This window comes from Metabacillus fastidiosus NBRC 101226, assembly GCF_001591625.1.
Taxonomy (GTDB): domain Bacteria; phylum Bacillota; class Bacilli; order Bacillales; family Bacillaceae; genus Metabacillus; species Metabacillus fastidiosus.
This window is the reverse complement of record NZ_BCVG01000138.1, coordinates 1-8,311: the sequence shown is the minus strand read 5'-3', so window position 1 is coordinate 8,311 and position 8,311 is coordinate 1. Positions and strand designations below refer to the sequence as shown.

Sequence of the window (8,311 nt, the reverse complement as noted above, 5' to 3'; positions counted from 1 at the left end):
GGAGGAGGAGAAAAACCCCCACTGATGGAAGTTTCACTTTATACAAAGAAAAAAGACGTTAATTTTAACCATAGAAATTGCTTGGAGAGTCAAGCTAGTTTCTATGGTTTTTTCATTTCTGAAATGTCGATTATATTGAGTAGATATGAATAAAAAGAATATTAAATTTTCTATCATACGGACTCTGAAAAAATTGTCATTGAAGTGAGGAAACCTGTTGGTTTAAGAGAGATGAGGTTATGAAGTTAGGACTAGTGTAGTGAACCATTTACTAGAAGTTGAAATGACGATTTTATATAAGGAAAAAACGAAAATAATAGACAAACTTGTGATTGATATTGGTGCAGCCCATACTCTTATCTCTTCTGACATTATTGAGGAAATAAGTATTTACTTTGAGAATGGAGACCCTTTAGTCAGTTCATATGGAATTAGCGGCAAAGAAGATTCTTTCTAGAAAAAAGTTGATTTTATTCGGGCGCACCAATAAATAATTCGGAAAATAAAATAAATAAGCAGCTTTTAGAAGTAAAAGAGGAGTGAAGGCATAAATAATGGCACAAATAGAAAAGGTATACGCAGATGACTTTAAAGGAGCAAACCATTCCTTTCAGATTCAAAATGCAATTGAATTTGCCAGCAAAAATAATATTAAAACAGTAATGCTGGCAGATCAATCTTATAACATTACTAATCCTATAGTCATTAGAAGAGGAGTAAGATTGGAGTTTGGACATGGAACAACCTTTGTGGTCTATGGGAATTTTCCAGTGATAGAATTGGAAAGAAATGCGGCAATTAAAGGAGCTTACATTGCTATTGATGACGCAGCTTTTAATTCGGACGTGATTCGTTTAGATGGTAAACATAAATATTATAATGTCTGGAATAAGACTAAAGTTGAAGAATTAAATGTAATTAACTGGTCAGGAAGTCATAAAGGAACAGGGGTGTCCTTGTTTTCAGGAGGGAACGGACACGAGATTTCTTATGTTAATTTCGAAAATGTGAAAATAGCGGGAATGAATATCGGAATAAAATTGAAAGCACAAAAGCCTTCAGCTGGTATGGCTTGGGTGAATGCTAACCGCTTTACCAACACATCACTGGATGACTGTGTAACGATGATTCAGCTGGAAAGCGGATTAACTGTTCCAAACGAATGCAGTGGCAATCAATGGACCAATCTGCAAATACAGCCTTCTGCGGTTACTGAAAAGATTGCAAGAATTACTGGTCAGTATAATAAGATGGAAGGGATGGTATGGGATATAGCTTCTATTGGGCATGGAAACTCTATTGTTGATTTGACTGCTGTCTCAGAGGCAACCGACTTTATTATGCCTTCTGTACCATCAAATCGGATTAGTAATAATGGTATAAATAACAATCTTCATAGGTGAAAACTTGACTGAAAAAGAGGTACTGGTCTAAAAAGAATAAAAAGCGGCTCCTTTCATAATTATAAAACTTCCAAATTTTATGCCGGGATTAATATACAACAATCTCGATAGAATTTTGGCAGGAATTTATAAATACAGCCCTGCGAGAAAAATTCCTAAAGTCTTCTCATAAATTTCATCAAACTGGGTGATTGGAAGCGGATTTATTCCTCTGCCAACTTCAATCGTATAACCAGGTCTCCGCCAGTCCTGAATAAACCAGTCTTTATATCCGGCATAGCTTTCAATCGTTTTGACGGGTGTGTAGCCGCTCACTCTGCTGAATTCTCTCACAAGCACTTCAGCCTCAGGCGGTTCAAGATTCTCAAATCCCCAATAAATCACTTCCCCTTGAGTGTGAAAAGCGAGGACTCTTGCAAAATTACGCCTTCTTGTCAATTGCGCCATAGCAATGGCTTCGGGTTCAGACAGAGGGCTTTCACCACCATAATCTCTTGGACCTGGAGTCTTTGGATTACGAGCTCTTTCTAATTCCCATTTGGCAGGGAATTGATCATTAAGATCCACACCTCTTATATTCGCTTTCCATCCGGAAAAGTCCAAGCTCCCGTTATTCCATCCAATCACTCTGCTTCTCCACGGTTCAGCAGGCGGTCCATTTAATACAAGATTCACGCCATCAGGATTGACCATCGGAACGACAGACAATGTAGTTTGCTGATAAAGAGGGAAGGTTAAACGTCCTCGGATCGTATTCTGGTTTGTCAGGGAAAGTAAATAATCATTTAAAAAGGTCATGATGATAGGGGTTGTGATCCATTCATTCGCATGAAATGAACCATTATAATGAACTCTTTTATTTCCAGTTCCAATCACCATTTCCGGTATTTCTCGTCCAAGCACGGAATTCCCGATGGAGGGAGTTTGTAAGAATGGATAAACGGTCTGTAACCGTCTAATATCATTCATCATCATACTGTAATCGTAATTTTGTTTCCCATTTACAAGTCTCCATGTAATTCTCAGCGGAACTCTGATAGTCTGCCCGACTTGCAGGCGATTAGGATCAAGGGCAGGATTGACGAGAAAAATTGTATCTAGAGGAAGATTTCGTCTTTGGGCGATTAACCATAGGGAGTCTCCTTGTCTGATTTGATAACTGACAGCGACAAATCCCGGGATTTGAATCCGCTGTCCTATCGAAAGTGCCTGCGGGTTAATGTTTCGATTGGAATTGATAATAAGCTGTGCATTAATTTTAAATAGTTGGCTGAAATACCAAAAGGAGTCTCCCCGCCTAACAAATACGTCCATATCGTTCCTCCTCTAATTAAAAATGAGTATTCATAAAAGTATATGACATGCGGAACGGTTTATTATTCATAAGGGAAAGCGAAGGTGTTGTAACAGGATTATTGGACATAAAAAGCCGGGGAATTAAGCTCACGTGCCAGGCTTAATAATTGACCTTTGTTTGCTGCCGGAAAAGGGTTAGTTCCTTAAATATAAAAAGGCGAGGAACAGTATCCTCCTCGCCGATACCAGTACAAGCACATAAGTGGAATGAATTTTTTTTTCATGTTGTAATAAATGAATTATAGAGGTTAAACAGCTGCAAGCTTTTTCAGTATACAGTCTACCATTTCATTAATATTCTCATTTTCAGTGTTTTGCACGTATTCATGTTTAAGAATTTGGATTTTTTTCGCTGCATAATAATCAGATAGAGCCTGTTTTAATGACATTTCTTCTTCCATTAAAAAAGAGGTATTAACTAATTTCTCTATTATAGTTTCATCCTGAAGTATTAGGATGGAGATATTCAATTCATTAAAAAATCCTGCCTTCATACCATTTTCATAAAAAGTATAAATAATAGATAATTGTTCTTTTTTTGCCTGCATCTTTTTTTCATAAAGATGTGGGCAGCTTTTCCTTAAATCCTGCACATAAATATCTGAGGCATATACAGCCGAAAGAACAGCTTGTTCAAACACTTTTTGTAAACGGAGCGAATATGACAGCTCTTCGTTGAAAATTGTTTGACCAGCTTCATTTATATAATCAATACAGAGATTAGTCAGCTCCATAATGATGTCTTCCTTTGAAGAAAAATAATTATATAAGGAAGCTCGGCTCAAATTCATCGTGCGGGCCATTTCCTGAATGGTAAGAGAAAGAAACCCGTGAGTACGAATGACATGGATCAATTTTTTCACATAGGTTTTTCTCATCATTTGTCTTTCATCAGGTGCAATTTTTCTCAAAGTAACACTCCCTTTATCCCCAAATTATAACATAATTTAATAAGACTAATTAAAATTCCAGCATACCAGTTCTTCCTAGTTTACAAATGAAAACAATTGGAGTATTGTTATAAACAGTTATTATTTTAGACATTTTATATTAATTTTGTCTAAAGTGAATGATGGTATATTTACTTTAAGAATATTAGAATAAATTTGCAATAGGGAAAAAGGAGAATACAAAAATGACTACGATGAATAAAGGACAAGTAACGAATGATTTTAATAAAATTGTAACAGAGCGCCGCTCTATAAAAAATTATGATACATCAGTAAAAATCAGCCAGGAAGAGATGACAGAAATTCTTACATTAGCAACAACTGCTCCTTCTTCTGTTAATATGCAGCCATGGCGGTTTCTTGTAATTGAAAGCCCTGAGGCAAAAGCAAAACTTGCCCCGCTGGCCCGTTTCAATCAGACTCAGGTTGAGACATCATCAGCAGTGATTGCTGTTTTTGGCGATTTAAATAATTTTGAGAAATTTGAAGATATCTACGGTGCAGCTGTAGATAAAGGATTTCTACCTTTAGAAGTAAAAGAGCAACTTCATACAGCTTATTCCGGCTATTTTGAATCTATTTCACACGAAGCTTTAAGAGATGTTGTTTTAGTAGATGGCGGTCTTGTATCTATGCAGTTAATGCTTGCTGCCCGTGCCTACGGATATGATACAAATCCGATTGGCGGATATGAAAAAGACAAGATTGCCGAGGCTTTTGGATTAGATAAAGGCCGTTATGTTCCAGTTATGCTGATCTCTATTGGTAAAGCGGCAGATAACGGACGTCCATCTGTACGTCTTCCAATTGACCAAGTTGCAGAGTGGAAGTAATGGAATATATACAGGAAAGGATTGAGATGCGATGATCATTATGCACGCTAAACTCCATGTAAATCCAGTGAAAGAGGATGCGTTTTTAGAGGAAATTCAGCCTTTAATTGCCTCTTCAAGGGAGGAAGAGGGAAATATTTCTTATCGTCTCCAAAAAGACACAGAAAATGAAAATGTATATACGATGATAGAAGTTTGGCAGGATATGCAAGCTGTTGCCAGCCATAATTCAAGTGATCACTTTATTAAGTTCACAGCTAAAGCACAAGACTTCCTGGCTGCTCCATTAGAGATTGAAGTATTTGAAGGTCAGAAATTAAAATTATAAAATTAAAAAATAGAGAGGATGCCCTAAAAGTATAGTTTTTAGGGGCATCTTTTTTATTGTTGTAAACGGGTTTGTTAAGTAAAAATAATAGTTGCATGAGCAAGCTGTTAGCTTTATAATGTATATAATTTCATAGTTATCAAGAGTGACTGAGAGATCTGGCTCAATGACGTCACAGCAACCTACAAAATTGTAAGGTGCTAAGACCAGCAAGGCATATTATATGCTTTGGATGATAAAACGGCTTAAAGCTCCTTTTGCGTCCAATGCAAAAGGAGCTTTTTCTTTAGCAAGGAAAGCTGTTACAAGATTGGATGGAAAAGAAGATCTTGTTTCATCTCTTGAAAACTAATGAATCAATAATGAAGGAGTGAACAGGAATGAATATAAACAGTTTTGTAAGAAGTTATACAGCTCGAAATTTGAACGGAGAAGATTTCTTAGAGCATGTTGCTAATTTAATTGAACGTCAACTGAAAGAATGGGACAGTGTGTTTGAAGTAATCATTAAGAAGTTTGCAAACTATGAATTAATTATAAAAATGAATGAGCTTTCTTATTGTGTGGATCTATCAGAAAATGAACTGAATTATCTTCAGCAAAAGGCTCCATTTGCACTTGATCAGAAAGTATGGGAGGAATTGCAAAACCAAGGGCTTCCTATTATAAATGGCTTTGGGGATTATATGGATTTTGTTTTATAAAGAAGAGAGTTTGTCTACTTATATTTCAAAAGGCATTAGCCTGTTCACTTTCTCTGAATCGGCTAATGCCTTTTGAATGTATTCATTTAGCTAAGGTACTTTAATATTGCCGGAAATAATTCTTTTGAATCTTTTATTAAAATAGATTCGTAAAGTATAATGCAAATAGAAAAAGAGGTGAACATAGTGGGGAAAACAAGGAAAATAATGGCTGGGATTACGACGACCGCTCTAACATTCGGGCTTATTGGATGTGGTTCAAATAGTGCTAATCTTCCTCCTAAACCAACGGATCCAAATTGTGATGACTGGGATTGGGATGATGATAAAGGTGTATGGGCATGTGATGATGACAGTTCAAGTCATCGTGGTCATTATTATTATGGCGGTAACTACTATAATAATAAAAATTCGCTATTAAAAAGCAGCGCCTATAAAAGCTATAAAGACGGTTCCTCATTCAAAGGAGGAATTAAGACAAGCTCCGGATTCGGAAGCGGATCAAAAGTTTTCGGGGGATGAGTTTCCCTCCATTGTTAAAGTTGAAAGGGAGGACCAATGTGAATTTATACATCAATTTTTTATCTTATTTAGGAGTTGCTCTGCTTCTGCTTGTTTTGGGAATTATTTTATTTACGATCAGTACACCGAAGCTAAAGGAATTTCGTCTGATTGCTGAGAAAAATGTAACAGCGGCAATGTCACTCGGCGGGAAAGTCATCGGTCTTGCGATTGTTTTAGGAGCTGCTGCCGAATATTCGGTATCATTGATTGATATGGTGATTTGGGGAGTTATCGGGATTGTTTCCCAAATTATTGTGTTTATTTTAGCGGAAGTTATTACGATACGTTTCAGTATTCATCAAGCAATCGAAGAGGATAACAGAGCAGTAGGTACTATGTTATTATCTTTATCGCTCGCAATCGGCTGGATTTTAGCAAAATGTCTATCTTACTAATAGAGGCGGGAGAATGCATTGAAAAAACTGACTTATTATATTGATAGAGGAAATGATTTCTATGAGCCGCTCTATGAGTACCGCATTCCAGAAGCTGGAGTGGATGAGCTTTACGCCAGACAGCTTTGTACATATTTTATTATGAGAGGAACTGAGTACGAGCTCACTGCAAACGAGATGGACGGGGAAGAGGACATTTTAGTCATTAAAGAAATAGGGAGGAATCTACCCGGGGAAGATGAAAAAAGTTTTCGTGGTCAAGGAGTGCATATTGAATTTCGCAGTCCAAATGAGCGAGAGAATTTTCCGCTCATTTCCCGTATTCCATGCAGTACTCATTTCGATGCTCTCCGCTTTCTTTTAAAGGATGTTGTTCATATTCCAGGAATCGGACAAAAACTCGTCACTTCTACAGAAATTGATGAAGATCGGGGAGTGTATGTTATATACGTCGATGATTTAGGAGAGGCAGACGATTGAGCGGAAAAACGTACCATACGAAGCGGCAGCGGTTTTACGGGAAAATGAAAGACTTTTGGGCAGATCTTTACGAGGAAGAATATGCGTTGTATGATATAAAACTTGTAGACAAAGAAGAGGTTGCCCGCATACGTCTTATAAGTGAGCGTATCGGCTTCATTTTTTTCAAGACTGCTTCTCTGCTTCGAAAGGTGCCTGATGAAACTCTTCTTGAAATGGGATTTCCAAAGGAGACACTTTCATTTATAAGGCTGAAAACTCTTCCAATCGAAAGTGTGATTTCCCGGCTCGATCTTATTCCATACGGGGAGAGCTATAAATGTATTGAAATCAATGCTGATACTCCTACATTTATTAAAGAATTATTTCATATAAACGGGCTCGTATGCGAGCAGTTTGGAGTGGAAAACCCAAATGAGGGAATGGAACACTTTTTAAGAAAAGCAGTTCGTGAAAGCATATATCAAAGCGCAAGGAAAGAATATCCCCATATTGTTTTTACTGCTCATGAGGATAGTGTCGAGGATAGTGAAACCGTAAGATATATTCAAAATGGTGTGCCATCTAAATTTACTCCTCTGCATAAGCTGCAAATCCAAAAGGATGTGGGGCTTTTTGATGAGGATGGAATGAAAATAGATATCCTTTATCGGCAGACATTTCCGATAGAAAGCTTGATAAAGGATGAAGATGAGGAAGGAAATCCAATTGGCCTATGGTTGTTGGAACTTGTGGAACAGGGGAAGCTTTCTATCATTAACCCTCCCTCATCCTTTTTATTGCAAAGCAAGGCAGTTCAGGCAGTCATTTGGGGATTGCATGAAGAGAGCCATCCTTTTTTTACGGAAGAAGAGCATCTATGGATAGATGAATTCTTTCTTCCGACTTATCTTGAAGCTGATTATTTTTTACAAAATGGTCTTTCACATGTGAAAAAGCCTGCCTTCGGGAGAGAAGGGGACACATTGGAAATATTTGATAAGGAAGGCCAGCTAGTACATGCAGACGTTCAAAAGTCTTATTCGGAATACATCCCTGTTTATCAGCAATTTGTTGAGCATCCGATAATAACTTTTAATAGTGAAAAAGGAAAACAGGAAGGCAGGCTTCTGCTTGGAAGCTTTCTGCTTAACGGAAAAGCGGCAGCAATCGGTTACAGAGCCGGAGGTATTATTACGAATAATCTTTCTTATTATTTGCCTGTGGGGTTTTTAAAAGAAGAAGGGTAGAAATAAAGATAAGCCTGCATTTTGAACAGATACAGGCTTATTTTTTATCCCAGCCTTAACGGGTAGTAA

At 37.3% G+C, this 8,311-nt stretch carries 11 protein-coding genes and 1 riboswitch; of the genes, 9 read left to right on the top strand and 2 right to left on the bottom strand.

What is annotated here, in order from left to right:
• Positions 1 to 259 precede the first annotated feature (259 nt).
• Positions 260 to 457, top strand: coding sequence for a hypothetical protein (locus BFA01S_RS19690; protein WP_066234934.1), 198 nt, complete (start codon positions 260 to 262; stop codon positions 455 to 457).
• A gap of 97 nt (positions 458 to 554) precedes the next feature.
• Positions 555 to 1,403 carry a hypothetical protein gene (locus tag BFA01S_RS19685; protein ID WP_066234931.1) on the top strand — a complete coding sequence of 283 codons (849 nt, stop codon included), beginning with the start codon at positions 555 to 557 and terminating at the stop codon, positions 1,401 to 1,403.
• Between the two features lie 126 nt (positions 1,404 to 1,529).
• Here the strand turns inward: BFA01S_RS19685 and BFA01S_RS19680 are convergent, their stop codons facing one another.
• Positions 1,530 to 2,717, bottom strand: a complete 1,188-nt coding sequence (locus BFA01S_RS19680) for a M14 family metallopeptidase (protein ID WP_066234928.1) — start codon at positions 2,715 to 2,717, stop codon at positions 1,530 to 1,532.
• 290 nt (positions 2,718 to 3,007) lie between these two features.
• Positions 3,008 to 3,670: a TetR/AcrR family transcriptional regulator gene (locus tag BFA01S_RS19675; RefSeq protein ID WP_066234925.1), complete on the bottom strand. Its 663-nt coding sequence runs from the start codon at positions 3,668 to 3,670 to the stop codon at positions 3,008 to 3,010.
• A gap of 233 nt (positions 3,671 to 3,903) precedes the next feature.
• On the opposite strand from BFA01S_RS19675, the gene BFA01S_RS19670 reads away from it, so the two are divergent.
• The 7 genes from BFA01S_RS19670 to BFA01S_RS19640 all read left to right on the top strand — a co-directional run bounded on the left by BFA01S_RS19670 (position 3,904) and on the right by BFA01S_RS19640 (position 8,242).
• On the top strand, positions 3,904 to 4,542 hold the full coding sequence (locus tag BFA01S_RS19670; protein WP_066234941.1) for a nitroreductase family protein: 639 nt from the start codon (positions 3,904 to 3,906) through the stop codon (positions 4,540 to 4,542).
• Positions 4,543 to 4,573: 31 nt separating this feature from the next.
• Entirely contained in the window at positions 4,574 to 4,870 is a 297-nt protein-coding gene (locus BFA01S_RS19665; protein WP_066234920.1) for a putative quinol monooxygenase, read from the top strand.
• A gap of 133 nt (positions 4,871 to 5,003) precedes the next feature.
• A riboswitch (SAM riboswitch) is annotated at positions 5,004 to 5,112 on the top strand.
• Between the two features lie 138 nt (positions 5,113 to 5,250).
• The gene (locus BFA01S_RS19660) at positions 5,251 to 5,574 is read left to right on the top strand and encodes a hypothetical protein (protein WP_066234918.1); all 324 of its coding nucleotides are present in this window, start codon (positions 5,251 to 5,253) and stop codon (positions 5,572 to 5,574) included.
• Between the two features lie 207 nt (positions 5,575 to 5,781).
• A complete protein-coding gene (locus BFA01S_RS19655; RefSeq protein WP_412758868.1) occupies positions 5,782 to 6,096 on the top strand; it encodes an aminotransferase yhxA in 315 nt (104 codons plus the stop codon).
• Positions 6,097 to 6,134: 38 nt separating this feature from the next.
• A complete protein-coding gene (locus BFA01S_RS19650; protein WP_066234911.1) occupies positions 6,135 to 6,533 on the top strand; it encodes a DUF350 domain-containing protein in 399 nt (132 codons plus the stop codon).
• Between the two features lie 18 nt (positions 6,534 to 6,551).
• The gene (locus tag BFA01S_RS19645; RefSeq protein ID WP_066234910.1) at positions 6,552 to 7,013 is read left to right on the top strand and encodes an RNA helicase; all 462 of its coding nucleotides are present in this window, start codon (positions 6,552 to 6,554) and stop codon (positions 7,011 to 7,013) included.
• Between the two features lie 44 nt (positions 7,014 to 7,057).
• Positions 7,058 to 8,242: a glutathionylspermidine synthase family protein gene (locus BFA01S_RS19640; RefSeq protein WP_066234938.1), complete on the top strand. Its 1,185-nt coding sequence runs from the start codon at positions 7,058 to 7,060 to the stop codon at positions 8,240 to 8,242.
• Positions 8,243 to 8,311 lie beyond the last annotated feature (69 nt).